15 protein-coding genes (1 of these 15 cut by a window edge) are annotated in these 16,695 nt (G+C 59.3%); 2 read left to right on the top strand and 13 right to left on the bottom strand.

Going from position 1 to position 16,695, the window contains the following annotated elements:
* From PSH66_RS00495 to PSH66_RS00555, 13 genes are all read right to left on the bottom strand, one after another.
* On the bottom strand, positions 1–1,659 hold the full coding sequence (locus PSH66_RS00495) for a Na/Pi cotransporter family protein (RefSeq protein WP_003170822.1): 1,659 nt from the start codon (positions 1,657–1,659) through the stop codon (positions 1–3).
* 255 nt (positions 1,660–1,914) lie between these two features.
* Complete coding sequence (locus PSH66_RS00500; protein ID WP_003170824.1) at positions 1,915–2,682, bottom strand: TerC family protein; 768 nt, start codon at positions 2,680–2,682, stop codon at positions 1,915–1,917.
* Between the two features lie 65 nt (positions 2,683–2,747).
* On the bottom strand, positions 2,748–4,055 hold the full coding sequence (locus PSH66_RS00505; protein WP_003170826.1) for a CitMHS family transporter: 1,308 nt from the start codon (positions 4,053–4,055) through the stop codon (positions 2,748–2,750).
* Positions 4,056–4,369: 314 nt separating this feature from the next.
* Positions 4,370–6,331 (bottom strand): DUF4105 domain-containing protein, encoded by a 1,962-nt coding sequence (locus PSH66_RS00510; RefSeq protein WP_003170828.1) that lies wholly within the window; start codon positions 6,329–6,331, stop codon positions 4,370–4,372.
* Entirely contained in the window at positions 6,328–6,648 is a 321-nt protein-coding gene (locus tag PSH66_RS00515; RefSeq protein ID WP_003170830.1) for a DUF2388 domain-containing protein, read from the bottom strand. Before PSH66_RS00515 ends, PSH66_RS00510 begins: the two co-directional genes overlap by 4 nt.
* 39 nt (positions 6,649–6,687) lie before the next feature.
* Complete coding sequence (locus PSH66_RS00520; RefSeq protein ID WP_003170831.1) at positions 6,688–6,996, bottom strand: DUF2388 domain-containing protein; 309 nt, start codon at positions 6,994–6,996, stop codon at positions 6,688–6,690.
* A 99-nt stretch (positions 6,997–7,095) separates the two neighbouring features.
* Positions 7,096–7,416 (bottom strand): DUF2388 domain-containing protein, encoded by a 321-nt coding sequence (locus tag PSH66_RS00525; protein WP_003170832.1) that lies wholly within the window; start codon positions 7,414–7,416, stop codon positions 7,096–7,098.
* Between the two features lie 268 nt (positions 7,417–7,684).
* Positions 7,685–7,900 (bottom strand): DUF1127 domain-containing protein, encoded by a 216-nt coding sequence (locus tag PSH66_RS00530; protein ID WP_003170833.1) that lies wholly within the window; start codon positions 7,898–7,900, stop codon positions 7,685–7,687.
* 318 nt (positions 7,901–8,218) lie between these two features.
* Complete coding sequence (locus PSH66_RS00535; protein ID WP_003170834.1) at positions 8,219–9,712, bottom strand: acetyl-CoA hydrolase/transferase family protein; 1,494 nt, start codon at positions 9,710–9,712, stop codon at positions 8,219–8,221.
* A gap of 179 nt (positions 9,713–9,891) precedes the next feature.
* Entirely contained in the window at positions 9,892–11,328 is a 1,437-nt protein-coding gene (locus tag PSH66_RS00540; RefSeq protein ID WP_003170835.1) for an NAD(P)(+) transhydrogenase (Re/Si-specific) subunit beta, read from the bottom strand.
* Positions 11,325–11,648, bottom strand: a complete 324-nt coding sequence (locus PSH66_RS00545) for an NAD(P) transhydrogenase subunit alpha (protein WP_003170836.1) — start codon at positions 11,646–11,648, stop codon at positions 11,325–11,327. The genes PSH66_RS00540 and PSH66_RS00545 overlap by 4 nt, the downstream gene beginning before the upstream one ends.
* A 15-nt stretch (positions 11,649–11,663) precedes the next feature.
* Positions 11,664–12,785 carry a Re/Si-specific NAD(P)(+) transhydrogenase subunit alpha gene (locus PSH66_RS00550; RefSeq protein WP_305428168.1) on the bottom strand — a complete coding sequence of 374 codons (1,122 nt, stop codon included), beginning with the start codon at positions 12,783–12,785 and terminating at the stop codon, positions 11,664–11,666.
* A 452-nt stretch (positions 12,786–13,237) separates the two neighbouring features.
* Complete coding sequence (locus PSH66_RS00555) at positions 13,238–14,137, bottom strand: LysR family transcriptional regulator (RefSeq protein ID WP_003170840.1); 900 nt, start codon at positions 14,135–14,137, stop codon at positions 13,238–13,240.
* A gap of 156 nt (positions 14,138–14,293) precedes the next feature.
* Here PSH66_RS00555 and PSH66_RS00560 point away from each other — a divergent pair, with 156 nt between their 5' ends.
* Entirely contained in the window at positions 14,294–15,475 is a 1,182-nt protein-coding gene (locus PSH66_RS00560; protein ID WP_003170842.1) for an acyl-CoA dehydrogenase, read from the top strand.
* 12 nt (positions 15,476–15,487) lie between these two features.
* Positions 15,488–16,695: the 5' portion of a CaiB/BaiF CoA-transferase family protein gene (locus tag PSH66_RS00565; protein ID WP_003170844.1), read on the top strand. Its footprint extends 13 nt past the window's final position; only the first 1,208 of its 1,221 coding nucleotides appear in the window; it begins with the start codon at positions 15,488–15,490; its stop codon lies beyond the right edge, outside the window.

A 16,695-nucleotide genomic window follows, 5' to 3' on the forward strand; every position in this document is an offset into this window, starting at 1 on the left:
TCAGGGCGAATGCGTGATGTCGGCAATATCTTCAGCCGAGAGCGCGCCGGTGTCTGAGGTTTCCAACACTACATACGCACTGCTGCAAAACAACGAGTTGAGGCGTTTCATGTCGGCAATCAGCTCCAGATGCAGGGAGCTGGTCTCCAGGCTCTGTACGATCTTGCGCTGCAGGCGGCTGACATGGGCGTGGGCCAGGCGCCGTTCCTGGGCGCGGAAGCGGCGCTTCTCACGAAGCAACTGGCGTGCGCTTTCCCGGTCGGCGCTGAGAAACACCGACAGGCCCAGGCGCAGATTGGCGATCAGTTGGCTGTGCAGCCCGGTAAGTTCTTCCAGGCCGACTTCAGAGAACTGGCGACGCTGGGACGTTTTTTGCTGCTGGACTTTGCGCAGCATGCGTTCGATCAGGTCGCCGGCGAGCTTGAGGTTGATCGACAGTTCGATGATTTCGGCCCAGCGCCTGCTGTCATGTTCGCTGAGGTCTTCCCGGGGCATTTGCGCCAGGTAGAGCTTGATCGCACTGTAGAGCGCTTCGACATCGTCGCTGAGGCTGCGCATTTCCTGGGTGATGGCGGTTTGCTTGCCGCGCAGCACTTCCTGCATGGCGGTGAGCATATTGTCGATGAGGTCGCCCAGGCGTAGGGTTTCGCGGGCCGCGTTGGCCAGCGCCAGGCTTGGTGTGGCGAGGGCCGTGGGGTCCAGGTGGCGTGGCTTGGCCTTGCCGTTGGCCTCTTCGCGCTCGGGCAGCAACCACGCACACAGGCGTGCCATAGGGCCGATAGTCGGCAGCAGGATCAGGCAGCGGCTGACGTTGTAGAGCAAATGGAAAGTGATGACCATGCCTTGGGCGCTGTAATCCAGGTCGTCCATCCAACGGACGAGAGGGTCGAGCACCGGAATGATCAACAGCAGCCCGATCAGTTTGTATAACAGGCTGCCCAAGGCCACCTGACGCCCGGCTGAGTTCTGCATGCTGGTGCTGAGAAAGGCCAGCACCCCACTGCCGATGTTGGCACCGATCACCAGGCCGATGGCTACGTGCAAACCGATCACGCCGGCACCGGCCAGGGTGGCGGTGAGCAGCACGGCGGCCAGGCTGGAGTAGGAAATCATCGCGAACAAGGCGCCAACCAGGGCGTCGAGCAGAATGTCACCGGTCAGCGAAGCGAAGATCACCTTGACGCCCTGGGCATGGGTAATCGGCCCGGCGGCTTCGACGATCAATTGCAGCGCGAGGATGATCAGTCCGAGGCCGATCCCCACGCGTCCCAACTGCCCTGCCCGCGTCTGTTTGCGCGACAGAAAGAAGATCACGCCGAGAAAAATAAGCAGCGGCGACAGCCAGGACAAGTCAAAGGTGAGTACCCGTGCCATCAACGCGGTACCGACATCTGCGCCGAGCATGGTTGCCAAGGCGGGCACCAGGCCCATCAGGCCCTGGCCGACAAACGATGTCACCAGCATCGCCGTGGCGTTGCTGCTCTGCACCATGGCCGTCACCAGGATGCCGGCGACAAACGCCAGCCAGCGCTTGGACATGTTCTGCCCGATGACTTGGCGCAAGTTGGAGCCGTAGACCCGCAGGATGCCGGTCCGGACGATGTGCGTGCCCCAGATAAGCAGGGTCACGGCGGAAAGCAGATTGAGCAAGGTCAGCATGCTCGGCCCCCCGTGTGGGTGTGCTCCAGCAGGAGCAAATGAAAATTGCCGCGTGCCGCTCTACGTCTTGTACTTAAGCTGTAGTTGGCGAATGGGCTCTGCGCCAGCATCGCATAGCTAAAGTGGGGATTGAAACAAAACTGTCATGAAGGTCGTTCCCGACGCTCTGCGTGGGAATGCCGCCAGGGATGCTCCGCGTCCCGAATGCGCAGAAAAAAAGGGGCTCGAAAGCCCCTTTTCAACAGCGGGTCACCGCTATTGACCCGGAATGTCCTTGCGCAGTTTCACTGGGTCCTGCTGCTTCTTCTTTTTCGCGATGGCGGTACGCATCTTGATGTTCACCGCTTCAACCGCCAGCGAGAACGCCATGGCGAAGTAGACGTAGCCTTTTGGCACGTGCACATCGAAGGATTCAGCGATCAGCACGGTACCTACTACCAGCAGGAACGACAGCGCCAGCATCTTCAACGACGGGTGCTTGTCGATGAACTCGCTGATGGTGCCGGCCGCCAGCATCATCACCAGTACGGCCACGACGATCGCGGCAACCATGACCGGAACGTGTGACACCATGCCCACCGCCGTAATGACCGAGTCCAGGGAGAACACGATGTCGATGATCGCGATCTGGATGATGGTGTAGATGAACTTGCCACTGGCGCCTTTTGGCTCGTCGTGGGTTTCGTCTTCACCTTCCAGGGCGTGGTACATCTCTTGAGAGCTTTTCCACAGCAGGAACAGGCCACCGAAGAACAGGATCAGGTCGCGCCCGGAAATGCCCTGGCCAAACACCACGAACAGATCGGCGGTCAGTTGCATGACCCAGGTGATCGACAGCAGCAGCATGATGCGCGTGACCATGGCCAGTGCCAGGCCGAAGATCCGGGTGCGTGCCTGCATATGCTTGGGCATGCGGCTGACCAGGATCGAGATCATGATGATGTTATCGATGCCCAGGACGATCTCGAGGGCCGTCAGGGTGAAGAAGGCAATCCAGATTTCCGGATTGGTCAGCCATTCCATGTGTATTCCTTTGAGCAAGTGTTAAACCGCACCGGCGGATAGGCCGGTGCGGTTGGGTTGTACGATTATAGAGTGCTGAACAGCGGAAAAATCCCCATCAGCAATGCGGCAAACATTATGCACAGGCACACGAGCACTGCCCACTTCAGGGTGAAGCGCTGGTGATCACCAAATTCGATACCGGCCAGGGCCACCAGCAGGTAGGTCGACGGTACCAGTGGGCTGAGCAAGTGCACAGGCTGTCCAACGATCGAGGCGCGAGCCATTTCCACTGCAGTGATCCCGTAGTGGCTGGCGGCTTCGGCCAATACTGGCAGTACGCCGTAGTAGAACGCATCGTTAGACATGAAGAAGGTGAACGGCATGCTCACCAGTGCCGTAATTACCGCCAGGTACGGGCCCATGGCTTCCGGGATGACCGCCAGCAGGCTCTTGGACATAGCATCGACCATGCCGGTGCCCGACAGGATGCCGGTGAAGATACCCGCGGCGAAGATCAACCCCACCACCGCCAGCACGCTGCCGGCGTGGGCGGCGACTCGATCTTTTTGCTGCTGCAGGCACGGGTAGTTGACGATCATCGCGATACTGAACGCCACCATGAACAACACCGGCAGCGGCAACAGGCCGGCGATCAGGGTGCACATCAGGGCCAAGGTCAGCGCGCCGTTGAACCAGATCAGCTTCGGACGGCGGGCGTCCGGGTATTGCGACACGCTGATTTCGCTGTGGTCGATCTCATCACCCTGCAGGTGCAACTCACCCAGACGCGCACGTTCGCGCTTGCCGTACATATAGGCGATCACCAGGATTGCCACGACACCTGCGGCCATGGCCGGGATCATCGGCACGAAAATATCCGAAGGGTCCACATGCAGCGCACTGGCGGCGCGGGCGGTCGGGCCGCCCCAGGGGGTCATGTTCATCACGCCACCGGCGAGGATGATCAGGCCGGCCATGATCCGCGGGCTCATGCCGATGCGCTGGTACAGCGGCAGCATGGCGGCCACGCAGATCATGTAGGTGGTAGCGCCGTCACCGTCGAGGGACACCACCAGGGCCAGCACTGCGGTGCCGACCGAGACCTTCAGCGGATCGCCCTTGACCATCTTGAGGATCTTGCGCACGGCCGGGTCGAACAGGCCGGAGTCGATCATCAAGGCAAAGTAAAGGATGGCGAACATCAGCATCACGCCGGTCGGCGCGAGCTTGGTGATGCCTTCGAGCATCATCGGGCCGATCTTCGGCGCGAAACCGCCGAACAGCGCGAACAGGATCGGCACGATGATCAGGGCGATCAGCGCAGACAGGCGCTTGGTCATGATCAGGAACATGAACGTGATGACCATGGCAAAGCCAAGGAAAGTCAGCATAGGAATACTCCAGGCGTAGCGCGGCTAGGGAATGGCGAACCGGGAGGCTCAGCGCAGAACGAAAGGCACGAGGCGTACGGGGGGAGTTGGGGCGAACAGGCGGGTACGGACGGACATCGGGAATCACCATTGTTGTTGTTAACAGCCGGTCTGTTGCCGGCAGTGGGGGTGATCCTAGACGGGTAAGCTTTCAGCCAGCTTTCGTTGGCAAAACAGGTGATATGGAATAGACATGCGGTCTTCAAGCTTGCACAGGTCAAAATGTGGGAGGGGGTAAGCCCCCTCCCACATTGGCATGTGTTATCTCGGATATTTCAGGGTAGTTCGAGGCCGCCGGCTGCCTTGTGCAGTGACCGCAGGTGTTCTCCCAACTGCTTGAGGTTGGCCTCGCACGCGGCAATCTCGGCCGCGCGCGCAGGTTCCAGCAGCGCCCTCACCTCTTTATCCAACTCACCGGTCAGTGATTGCAATTGCTTCTGGCGCTCGGCACTTTCCGACTCCAGGCGTTTGGCTTCCGACGGTTGCGGCAGGCCGTAGCCGCCGCTGTCCAGCAGTTCCGCCGGGCGGCTGAGGAAGCCGCTGTTGGCGAGGATCTGCTGCAGGGTGGCGTTGGCCTTCTCCATACCGCCGTTTTTCAGCTCGCGGGCACCGAGGTAGCGTTGCTTGACTTCGTCCTGAGCGAGCATCAACTGTTTGCGAAAGCTGGCTTGCTCCAGCAGCAGCAACGCGGCGCTGGTACGCAGGTCGGCCTGATCGAACCATTGGCGACGCTGCGCTGCGCTCAGCGCTAACCAATCTTCCACCTGGGTCTGCTTGATCGGCAGATGCTTGCGCAGCACGTCGAACATCGCCTGATAGCGCTCGCGGAACGAGTCAAAGTGATAGCCCAGGCGCAGCGCTTCGCGTTTGTCATTCAGTACGCTGGTATCGGCCAGGCCGCGGGCTTGCAGCACTTCGAGCAGGCCGTTGGGGGTGATGTTATCCAGGCCAGTGAGTTGCGGGTTTGCGCTGCCGCTGCGCAACAGTTTCAGGCTTTCGACCGCGCAGTTATTGGACAGGAAATAGTAGTTGCCGTCGTAGCTCCAGTGCATTTCTGCAGCGTGTTCGACGGTGTCGTTGATTTCCTGGCGCGACAGTTTCAGCGGCACGGAGGCCAGGCCGCGCAGCTCGGTCTTGGTGTATTCGTCGATGACCTGGGCCAGCGGCAACACAAACAGGCGTGACGGGTATTTGCCCACCAAGCCGTCCCAGCTCGACAGCTGAACGTCGCCGACAAATGCGCGATAGGACAGCACCAGGTGCTGGTCCAGATCCAGCCGACAATCCGGCCCACGAGGGCGGCCCGGTGCGCAGATCACCAGGCGCAACATGCTGTGGCCCCAGCGGCTCACCAGGTTCTGGTTGGCTTCGGCCAGCAGGTAGTCGATTTCGTAGACCCGTTCCGGGTCCACATGACCCAGCGGCGTCTTGGCGAAATCGTTGCCGGCATTGAGAAACGGGTAGGTCTTGGCGCAGGCGTCCTGTACTGGCGGAGCCCAGCCGAAGTGCTGCTGGTAATAGCGGAACAGTGCGGGACGCCGGCAGGCGTAGCTCGGGTCGAGGAGAAAGTACTCCATGTTGACCGCGACGAACTCCAGTGGGCTGGTGGTTTCGTAAATATCCGGGCTGCGCGCAACTTGGCGATTGTGCTGCTCGCGTTCGCCGCGACGACCGACATATTGCGGCCAGCCGGCAAGGTCCAACAGGCGCGGATCATCGCTGAGGGAGAAACGCCGGTCGTTCTGTCCGCGGCACTGATCGGGCAGGCCAATCAGGCCGGTGATGCTGTTCTGGCGGCTGCAACGCTGGATCAATGTGCGCTCGTCTGGAGACCATAGGCGCGCACGGTCATAGATATGGGTCAGTTCATGCAGGACCGTGGCGAGCATTTCACGGCGCACGGTGCCGTGGGGACGATGGGTTTTCTGGGTGGCGGCGCTGCCGTCGGTCAGGCTGTCGAGCAGGTTGCGGTTGAGGTCCAGTTCCGACACCAGCGAAGCCTGGCCGTAGGCGTTGTCGGGCATCTTGTCCGTCCAGCCGACATCGATGCGCCGGTCCAACTGCTCGACGAAGCGCGGTGGCAACGAGCGCATCGCTTCATCGAGCAATGCCTGGCTGGCCTGCTGTTGGGCCGGGCTCAAGCCATCTGTCTTGAGCCGCAGTTGCAGGCTGGCCTGGGCTGCGCCGGCACAGAGCAGCACCGTCCCGGCCAAGAGCCAGGCGACAAGGCGCCTCACAGAGCGAGAATAGCTTCGGCGAGGGTCTGGTCACTGGCATCGCGAGCTTCCGGCAGGCGGGTGCGCAAGGTGTCGAAGGCGGCTTCCAACTGTGCACCGCGGATTTCGCCGTTGCTGGCGACGAAGCTCGCCGCATCATCGTGGGCTTCACGCACGACCTTGGAATCGCGGATGGAGGTGGTGGTGTCCGAGGTGAAATCAATGGTGCGGCCGGAGGCACGAACGATGATGTTACTGGTGGCCACCAGGGTATGCGCCTGGGCAACGTCGGCCAACAACAGCAGGCCAAGGGTGGCGGCGATCAGCGGGCTACGCATGGAATTACTCCAGTTACAAAGATAGAAATATGAGGATGATTATTGGACGAGAATTGCCTGCGCCAGTTCAAGGTCGCCGGCATGAAGTTTTGGTTGGGTGCGACGCAGGTAATCAAGCGCCGATTCCAGCCGTGCGCCCCGCCACTGGCCGTCAGTGGCGATAAACGCGGCAGCGTCATCCTGGGCGGCCATGATGACTTTGCGGTCGAAGGGGGCCGAGGTCACCTTGCTGGTGGCGTATGCGCTCGCGACGGTGCCCTGGGTGATCAAGTCAAAGGCTGAAACCAAAGGCGACCAGCAGGCAAAAAACAATACGGGGACCAGGAACAGGCGGAATGAAAAAGCCATGGGACTCGACTACTGAAAACGAGCGCCAAGGCTAGCGCAATGCTTGGGCGAGAGCCAGTGAAGGTGTCAGGGAGCGGGCGCTCCCCTTGTGTGGCCGTTTCAGATGGCCAGGATGGCCTGGGCCAGTTGTGCATCCGTTGCGGTGTTCAATTGCGGTGCTTGCTGGCGGATCTGAGCCAGCGCACTTTCCAGTTTCACGCCACGAATCGCGCCTTCGCTGGCGACAAAGCTGGCGGCATCGTCACGTGCGGCGCGCACGATCTTGTTGTCACGCAGGGATGAAGTCGCATCGGAGGTAGCGTCGGAAGTGGCTTTCAGCGCGCCGACGATGGAGTCGGTGGTCACGATGAAGCTGGATGCAGTGGCGTTGGCAGCCAGGGCCAACAAGGCAGCAGCGCTGAGCAGACGAAGGCGGGACATGGGGTGACTCCTGTAAGTGAACAATGAATGTGGTGCAGGGCGGTATCCAGATGCTGACTGGATATTAGGCTGCGGCTTATCAGTTCGGGTAGATTTTATGCAGCGCGCATAACTGTACTTATTATATTGTAAATTTTATAAACTGTACCTGTTTCGTAGTGCAAGACCCGAGAACAACAAAGCCCGCCTCCGGTCTCCCGGGGCGGGCTTTGTTTTGAATAATCAGTGCTGGCAGTGGACCCGTTGGGTCAGGGCCAGCGGGCGCCCATTAGCGCCAGAACGGCTTGCTCAGCTCTTCGTAGCGTTGAGCTTCGCTGATGCCGGCGTCAGCAAGCAGACGCGAATCCAGACGAGCCAGTTGATGGCGGCTGGAGATGCGGCGCTGCCACAACATCAGGTTGGCGAGAACGCGCAAAGGCAGGGAAGCCTGGGAGTTTACAGCTTTTTCTTCGAAGAACAGTTCGGAACTGAGTGTACGTTCCATGATGACATCCTTCCGCTTGTGGCGGGATTAGGTAGTGGTTTAACTGATGCCAATGATCCTCCTCCGGCGCAAGACTCTCTAGATACAGTTCACTTGTATTGTGAGGGGCCAGTTAACTGTTTATAGGTGCTGTACTGTACGGAAATGGGGCAACTGTACCTGTCCGCACCGAAACAGTGCGAAATAGGCAATTTCGAGTGAGGAAGTAGGAATTATCGGTAGGAAAACACCAGTACAGCAGTACAGTTTTTTCAAGAAGTGAGGCTGAGCCAGCCAAGCTGATGAAACTGTGTTTGCATCAGCCCGGATCTGTATCAATCAAGCCTTGAGCATATGCCCGGTTTCTTCCAGGTTAATGTGCCAACTCAGTGCTTCACGCAGGATATGCGGGGTGTGCCCGCCGAGAGCGCAGGCGGTATTGAAGTAATTGTTCAGCGCATCGCGGTAGGCCGGGTGCACGCAGTTGTCGATGATCACCCGAGCGCGCTCGCGCGGCGCCAGGCCGCGCAGATCCGCCAGGCCTACTTCGGTGACGAGGATGTCGACGTCGTGCTCGGTATGGTCCACATGGCTGACCATCGGGACCACACTGGAAATCGCGCCGCCCTTGGCGATCGATTTAGTCACGAAGATCGCCAGGTGCGCATTACGCGCGAAATCGCCGGAGCCGCCAATCCCGTTCATCATCCGCGTACCGCAGACATGGGTGGAATTGACGTTGCCGTAGATGTCGAATTCAAGCGCGGTATTGATGCCGATAATGCCCAGGCGTCGCACCACTTCAGGGTGGTTGGAGATCTCCTGCGGACGCAGCACCAGTTTGTTCTTGTAGTGCTCCAGGTTGCCGAACACATCAGCGTTGCGCCGCTCCGACAAGGTGATCGAACTGCCTGAGGCGAAACTCAGTTTGCCGGCGTCGATCAGGTCGAAGGTCGAGTCCTGCAAGACTTCCGAGTACATGGTCAGGTCTTCGAACGGCGAGTCGATCAAACCGCACATCACCGCGTTGGCAATATTGCCGATACCCGCCTGCAGCGGGCCGAGCTTGTTGGTCATGCGCCCGGCGTCCACTTCCTGCTTGAGAAAGTTGATCAGGTGATTGGCGATGCCTTGGGTGTCACTGTCGGGCGGCGTCACGGTGGACGCGGAGTCCGCCTGGTTGGTGATGACGATGGCGACGATCTTTTCCGGCGGGATCGGGATCGCGGTGCTGCCGATGCGATCGTCAACTTTCACCAGCGGGATCGGCGTGCGGGTCGGCCGGTAGGTCGGGATATAGATGTCGTGCAACCCTTCCAGGTTCGGGTTGTGCGCCAGGTTGATCTCAACGATCACTTGCTTGGCGAAAATCGCAAAGCTGGCCGAGTTACCGACGGAGGTAGTGGGCACGATATGCCCTTGCTCAGTGATGGCAACGGCCTCGATCACCGCAATGTCCGGTAGCTTGAGCTGGTTGTTGCGCAGTTGCTCGACGGTTTCCGACAGGTGCTGATCGATAAACATTACTTCGCCGGCGTTGATCGCTTTGCGCAGGGTACTGTCGACCTGGAACGGCATGCGTCGGGACAGTACGCCGGCTTCTGTCAGTTGCTTGTCCAGGTCATTGCCCAGGCTGGCGCCGGTCATCAAGGTGATTTTGAGCGGCGAGGTCTTGGCGCGTTCGGCGAGGGCGTGGGGGACGGCCTTGGCTTCACCGGCACGGGTGAAGCCGCTCATGCCGACGGTCATGCCGTCCTCGATCAGTGCGGCGGCGTCTGCCGCGCTCATGACCTTGTTCAACAGCGAAGGCAAGCGGATACGATCACGGTACATGAATGGTTATCTCAGGCTACGGAAGCAAGGTGGGCAGTGTAGTGATTTCAAAAGATTTCGGCCCGCTACCATGGTCGAATGTGAGGCCGCGATTTAGAGCCTTTGGTCGGGTTTCACGCAGCAATAAAAAACCCCAGCCTACGTGAGGCCGGGGTTTGGAGTATTGCGCTGACGCAGTGTTAGTCGACGGCTTTGACCATGTCTTCAATGACCTTCTTGGCGTCACCGAAAACCATCATGGTCTTATCCAGGTAAAACAGTTCGTTATCCAGCCCGGCATAACCGCTGGCCATCGAGCGCTTGTTGACGATGATGGTCTTGGCCTTGAACGCTTCCAGGATTGGCATGCCGGCGATCGGTGAGTTCGGATCGTTCTTCGCGGCCGGGTTGACCACGTCGTTTGCGCCAAGCACCAGCACCACGTCGGCCTGGCCGAACTCGGAGTTGATGTCTTCCATCTCGAACACTTGGTCGTAAGGCACTTCGGCCTCGGCCAGCAGCACGTTCATGTGCCCGGGCATACGGCCTGCCACCGGGTGGATCGCGTACTTCACGGTGACGCCGTGGTGGGTCAGTTTCTCGGTCAGCTCCTTCAGCGCGTGTTGCGCCCGCGCTACCGCCAAGCCGTAGCCCGGGACGATGATCACGGTGTCGGCGTTGGTCAGCAGGAAGGTTGCGTCGTCGGCCGAGCCGGACTTGACCGGGCGCGCCTCTTTGGCGCCTGCAGCGGCTCCGGCGTCCGGCGCATTGCCGAAACCGCCGAGCAGTACATTAAAGAAGGAACGGTTCATCGCCTTGCACATGATGTACGACAGGATCGCGCCGCTGGAGCCCACGAGGGAGCCGGCGATGATCAGCATCGAGTTGTTCAGTGAGAAACCGATACCCGCCGCTGCCCAGCCGGAGTAGCTGTTAAGCATCGACACCACCACCGGCATGTCGGCGCCGCCGATCGGGATGATGATCAGCACACCGAGCACGAACGCCAGGGCCAGCATCAGCGCGAACGCGGTGAGGTTGCCGGTGAACATGAATGCCAAGCCCAGGCCCAGCGTCGCAAGGCCGAGCACCAGGTTCAGCTTGTGCTGACCGCCGAACTGTACGGGTGCGCCCTGGAACAGGCGGAACTTGTACTTGCCCGACAGCTTGCCGAAGGCGATCACCGAGCCGGAGAAGGTGATTGCGCCGATGGCGGCACCGAGGAACAACTCCAGGCGGTTGCCCGCAGGAATCGCATCGCCCAAATGTTTGACGATGCCCAGGGATTGCGGCTCAACCACGGCGGCAATCGCGATAAACACCGCAGCCAGGCCAATCATGCTGTGCATGAATGCCACCAGTTCCGGCATCTTGGTCATTTCAACGCGCTTGGCCATGATCGAACCGGCGGTGCCGCCGACCAGCAGGCCGACAATCACGTAGCCAATGCCGGCCGTCGCAAGCTCAGCGCCGAGCTTATAGATGAGGCCCACGGTAGTGAGTACCGCCAGCGCCATGCCGAGCATGCCGAACAAGTTGCCGCGTCGCGACGTGGTTGGGTGCGACAGGCCTTTGAGGGCCTGGATAAAGCAGATCGACGCGATCAAGTAGAGCGTCGTAACCAGATTCATGCTCATGACGATGGCGCCTCTTCTTTTACTTTCGGGGCTTTTTTCTTGAACATCTCAAGCATGCGGCGGGTGACCAGGAAGCCACCGAACACGTTGACCGCCGCCAGGGCCACGGCCAGGGTGCCCATAGTCTTGCCCAATGGCGTAACAGTGAGCGCGGCCGCGAGCATGGCGCCGACAATCACGATCGCCGAAATCGCGTTGGTCACCGCCATCAACGGCGTGTGCAATGCGGGGGTAACGTTCCAGACCACGTGGTAACCGACATAAATCGCCAGCACAAAGATGATCAGGTTGTAGATACCGGGGGAGATAAGCTCTTCCATCGTCTGAATCCCTGCTTAGGCGTTTTTGCGGATGACTTGGCCGTCGCGGCACATCAGGCACGCGGCGACGATGTCGTCTTCGAGGTTGATTTCAAACTGCCCTTCCTTGGTGAAGACCAGCTTCAGGAAGTCCAGCAGGTTGCGCGCGTACAAGGCCGATGCATCGGCGGCGACAGCGCCGGCGAGGTTGGTCGGGCCGCAGATGATCACGCCGTTTTCCACAACCACCTGGTCGGCAACGGTCAGCGGGCAGTTGCCACCCTGGGCTGCCGCGAGGTCGATGACTACCGAGCCGGGTTTCATCTGCGCGACGGTCTCGGCGCTGAGCAGGGTCGGCGCTTTGCGGCCCGGGATCAGGGCGGTAGTGATGACGATGTCGGCTTGCTTGGCGCGTTCGTGGACGGCCAGGGCCTGACGCTGCATCCAGCTGGTCGGCATCGGTCGTGCGTAACCGCCGACGCCGACGGCGCATTCGCGCTCTTCATCGGTTTCGTAAGGCACGTCGACGAACTTGGCGCCGAGGGATTCGATTTGCTCTTTTACTGCCGGACGTACGTCAGACGCTTCGATCACCGCACCCAGGCGTTTCGCCGTGGCGATGGCCTGCAAGCCTGCGACACCTGCACCGAGGATTAACACGCGTGCAGCTTTGACGGTGCCGGCAGCGGTCATCAGCATCGGCATGAAACGCGGGTAGTGATGTGCCGCCAACAACACCGCTTTATAGCCGGCAATATTGGCTTGCGAGGACAGCACGTCGAGGCTCTGGGCCCGAGAGGTGCGTGGCGCGGCTTCGAGAGCGAAGGCAGTGATACCGCGCTCGGCCAGCTTGGCGATGGTTTCGTTGCTGAACGGATTGAGCATGCCCACCAACACGGTGCCGCTTTTGATCAGCGCCAATTCGCTGTCGCTGGGAGTAACCACCTTGAGAATCAGCTCGGCGCCAAATGCATCGTCGGCACTGCCAATGGTTGCGCCTGCCGTTTCATAGGCACTGTCGACAACGCTGGCCTTGATGCCTGCGCCGCTTTGTACAGTGACCTTATGGCCCTGGCCGATCAGCTTCTTGATGGTTTCCGGGGTGGCAGCCACCCGCGTTTCACCGGTCTGGGTTTCGAGAGGAACACCAATGTGCACGTCAAATCTCCTGCATGATCTTTTTGCTTTTGATCTTTTTGTAAAAAGGCCAGTGCACCGCGAGTGGCACAACTGGGGCGGCCGATCAGCACGATCCCGCTGAAATGACAGCGGGGCGCGGCATTTTGCAGGCGAACTTTACGGCCTTCAAGGGATTATGACGGGTGACGAAAAATTAACTACAAGTCACCCTGTGACTGATTGTCGCAATACCGTGGAATAACCTCTTTAAATACAGGTAATTAAAGAGGTCTAGGGAATTCTAGGTGGTTTTTACATCGCCGCTGTGAATAGTCGTGCATTGGCCTGTGATAGTCGCTACAAGCCCTGAAAATCATAGCGTTGGGCCATATTTTTCAACGACAAGTACAGTCTGTTTAAATGCGACATATAGTTATATCTGTAGGGGATTTTATTTATTGACTACAAAGTCAGTAAATCGCTACTGGTCACTAAATGCTGGAGCTGAAGCGCTTCGATTGATCGACCAGCCAGTCCTTGAATGCGTGCAGCGAGGCTGATTCGACTTTTCGGTCAGGAATCATCAAGTAATAAGCCTTCAGGCTGGTCAGTGCCTTAGGGCTTGCAACCACCAGCTGTCGCTCTTCGAGTTCTCGCTGGATAAGGAACGGCGGAATCAGCGCAATGCCCATGTCATGCATGGCGGCTTGGGACAACATCGAGAATAGTTCGTAACGCGGGCCTGTCATGTCGCGTGGGATATTCAACTGTTGGGCGTTGAACCACTGTCGCCAGGCGTAAGGGCGGGTGGTTTGTTGCAGCAATGGAAGTTCGGCGATTTCGTGAGGGGTGAGGCGCGCGCGTTTGCCCAGGATTCGCGGGCTGCACACGGGGACAGGGTTTTCTCCCATCAACCGGTGCGATTCGGTGCCCGACCACTCGGCATCGCCAAAATAGATCGCTGCGTCAAACTCGGTATCGGCAAACAGAAAGGGCCGGGTACGGTTGGTGAGGTTGACCGTCACTTCCGGGTGCTGGCGTTGGAAGTCTTTAAGGCGGGGAATCAACCATTGCGTACCAAACGTGGGGACTACAGCCAGCTCAATGGTATTCGCGCCTTGCTGTCCCATCACTGACAACGTATCGCGCTCCACGGCATCCAACTGTGCGGCGATTCTGCGGCTATAAGACAGCCCTGCTTCTGTCAGTTTTACTCCGCGACGTGAGCGCCGAAACAGCTCGACACTCAAAAACTCCTCAAGACTGGCGATCTGGCGGCAGATGGCGCCTTGGGTGATGGAAAGCTCCTGCGCCGCCTTGGTAAAGCTCTCGTGGCGGGCTGCTGCTTCAAAACTGACAAGGGCGGTGGTGCTGGGAATTTTTCTGCGCATATACCTTGTCCTCACTTATGAATCGCATATGTGGCGCTTTATCGGGTTTCGAAGTGACAAATTAGCACAACCTTATGCGCAATCCTCGTTTGCTCTAGTCGCTCCCTCGGCCTAGGCTCCTTTCACGATTTCTGATTTCTGTTCGAGGACTTATTCATGGCTGGCAAGGCAAGCTTCAACTGGATCGATCCGCTGCTGCTGGATCAACAGCTCACCGAAGAAGAGCGCATGGTGCGCGACAGCGCTGAGCAATTCGCTCAAGACAAGCTGGCGCCGCGTGTCCTCGAGGCCTTTCGTCATGAAAAGACCGACCCTGCGATCTTCCGCGAGATGGGAGAAACCGGTTTGCTGGGGGCGATGATCCCGGAGCAGTACGGTGGCAGTGGCCTGAACTACGTCAGCTATGGGCTGATTGCGCGGGAGGTCGAGCGCGTCGACTCCGGTTACCGTTCGATGATGAGTGTGCAGTCGTCATTGGTGATGGTGCCTATCAATGAGTTCGGTACCGAAGCGCAGAAACAGAAGTACCTGCCGAAATTGGCTTCTGGCGAATGGATTGGTTGTTTTGGTCTGACCGAGCCCAACCATGGCTCTGACCCGGGTGCAATGATCACGCGCGCGCGCAAAGTGGAGGGTGGTTACAGCCTGACCGGCGCGAAGATGTGGATAACCAACAGCCCGATTGCGGATGTGTTTGTAGTGTGGGGCAAGGATGACGCGGGTGATATCCGCGGCTTCGTCCTTGAGAAAGGCTGGAAAGGCCTGAGTGCGCCGGCGATTCATGGCAAGGTCGGTCTGCGCGCCTCCATCACCGGTGAGATCGTGATGGATAACGTGTTCGTACCCGAAGAGAACATTTTCCCGGATGTGCGGGGGTTAAAGGGGCCTTTCACCTGCCTGAACTCGGCGCGATATGGCATCTCCTGGGGCGCGTTGGGCGCCGCTGAGTTCTGCTGGCATACCGCTCGCCAGTACACCTTGGACCGTCATCAGTTCGGCAGACCCTTGGCGGCGACTCAGTTGATCCAGAAGAAGCTGGCCGATATGCAGACTGAGATTACCCTGGCCCTGCAAGGCTGCTTGCGGCTGGGCCGCATGAAGGATGAAGGCACGGCTGCGGTAGAGATTACTTCGATCATGAAACGCAACTCGTGCGGCAAGTCCCTGGATATCGCGCGTATGGCGCGGGACATGTTGGGGGGCAACGGCATTTCCGACGAATTCGGGGTCGCGCGCCATCTGGTGAACCTGGAGGTGGTTAACACCTATGAAGGTACTCACGACGTACATGCCCTGATCCTGGGGCGTGCGCAAACCGGTCTTCAGGCGTTCTATTAATAGGAGCACGGTATGGGCGCGCTTTCGCATCTGCGGGTGCTGGATTTATCGCGAGTGTTGGCGGGCCCTTGGGCGGGGCAGATCCTTGCGGACCTGGGGGCTGAGGTCATTAAGGTCGAGCGGCCGGGCAATGGTGATGACACGCGTGCCTGGGGGCCTCCCTTCCTTAAGGATGCCCATGGTGAAAACACCAGCGAGGCGGCGTATTACCTGTCTGCCAATCGTAATAAAGAGTCGGTGACTATCGACTTCACGCGACCGGAGGGGCAGAAGCTGGTGCGCGATCTGGCGGCCAAGTCCGACATCCTGATCGAGAACTTCAAGGTTGGTGGCCTGGCGGCTTATGGGCTCGACTATGAGTCGCTAAAGGAGATCAATCCCGAGTTGATCTATTGCTCGATCACTGGCTTTGGTCAGACAGGGCCTTATGCGGCGCGTGCAGGCTATGACTTCATGATCCAGGGCTTGGGCGGGCTGATGAGTCTGACCGGTCGGCCGGAAGGTGATGAGGGTGCCGGTCCGGTGAAGGTGGGGGTGGCATTGACTGACATCCTCACTGGGCTCTACTCGACAGTCGCGATTCTTGCTGCGCTGGCACATAGGGATCATGACGGCGGTGGGCAGCATATCGATATGGCGTTGCTGGACGTGCAGGTGGCGTGCCTGGCCAATCAGGCGATGAACTACCTGACGACGGGGGTGGCGCCGAAGCGGTTAGGCAATGCTCATCCAAACATTGTGCCTTACCAGGATTTTCCTACGGCTGACGGTGACTTCATCCTGACGGTGGGTAATGACGGGCAGTTTCGCAAGTTCGCTGAAGTGGCTGGGCAACCGCATTGGGCGGATGATCCGCGTTTCTCTACTAATAAGGCACGGGTGGCTAATCGGGCGCAGCTGATTCCGCTGATTCGCCAGGCGACCGTCTTCAAGACGACAGCTGAGTGGGTGTCGGCGCTGGAGCGAGTGGGAGTGCCTTGTGGGCCTATCAATGACCTGGCGCAGGTATTTGCCGATCCTCACGTCAGGGCGCGTGGGCTGGCGATGCAGTTGCCTCATGCGCTGGCGGGGATGGTGCCGCAGGTCGCCAGTCCGATTCGGTTATCCAAGACGCCCGTGGAGTATCGGAGTGCGCCTCCTTTATTGGGAGAGCATACCGCGCAGGTGCTGCAGGGTGTGTTAGGTCTGGCGCCAGCAAATGTGGCTGCGCTGAGGGAGGC

Origin of the sequence: Pseudomonas sp. FP597 (assembly GCF_030687435.1) — a bacterium.
GTDB lineage: Bacteria > Pseudomonadota > Gammaproteobacteria > Pseudomonadales > Pseudomonadaceae > Aquipseudomonas > Aquipseudomonas lactucae.

Coding starts and splice junctions, on each gene's coding strand:
- PSH66_RS00495 (WP_003170822.1), bottom strand. CDS start 1,659: ATGCTGACCTTGCTCAATCTGCTTTCCGCCGTGACCCTGCTTATCTGG.
- PSH66_RS00500 (WP_003170824.1), bottom strand. CDS start 2,682: ATGGAATGGCTGACCAATCCGGAAATCTGGATTGCCTTCTTCACCCTG.
- PSH66_RS00505 (WP_003170826.1), bottom strand. CDS start 4,055: ATGCTGACTTTCCTTGGCTTTGCCATGGTCATCACGTTCATGTTCCTG.
- PSH66_RS00515 (WP_003170830.1), bottom strand. CDS start 6,648: ATGCGTAGCCCGCTGATCGCCGCCACCCTTGGCCTGCTGTTGTTGGCC.
- PSH66_RS00520 (WP_003170831.1), bottom strand. CDS start 6,996: ATGGCTTTTTCATTCCGCCTGTTCCTGGTCCCCGTATTGTTTTTTGCC.
- PSH66_RS00525 (WP_003170832.1), bottom strand. CDS start 7,416: ATGTCCCGCCTTCGTCTGCTCAGCGCTGCTGCCTTGTTGGCCCTGGCT.
- PSH66_RS00530 (WP_003170833.1), bottom strand. CDS start 7,900: ATGGAACGTACACTCAGTTCCGAACTGTTCTTCGAAGAAAAAGCTGTA.
- PSH66_RS00535 (WP_003170834.1), bottom strand. CDS start 9,712: ATGTACCGTGATCGTATCCGCTTGCCTTCGCTGTTGAACAAGGTCATG.
- PSH66_RS00540 (WP_003170835.1), bottom strand. CDS start 11,328: ATGAGCATGAATCTGGTTACGACGCTCTACTTGATCGCGTCGATCTGC.
- PSH66_RS00545 (WP_003170836.1), bottom strand. CDS start 11,648: ATGGAAGAGCTTATCTCCCCCGGTATCTACAACCTGATCATCTTTGTG.
- PSH66_RS00555 (WP_003170840.1), bottom strand. CDS start 14,137: ATGCGCAGAAAAATTCCCAGCACCACCGCCCTTGTCAGTTTTGAAGCA.
- PSH66_RS00560 (WP_003170842.1), top strand. CDS start 14,294: ATGGCTGGCAAGGCAAGCTTCAACTGGATCGATCCGCTGCTGCTGGAT.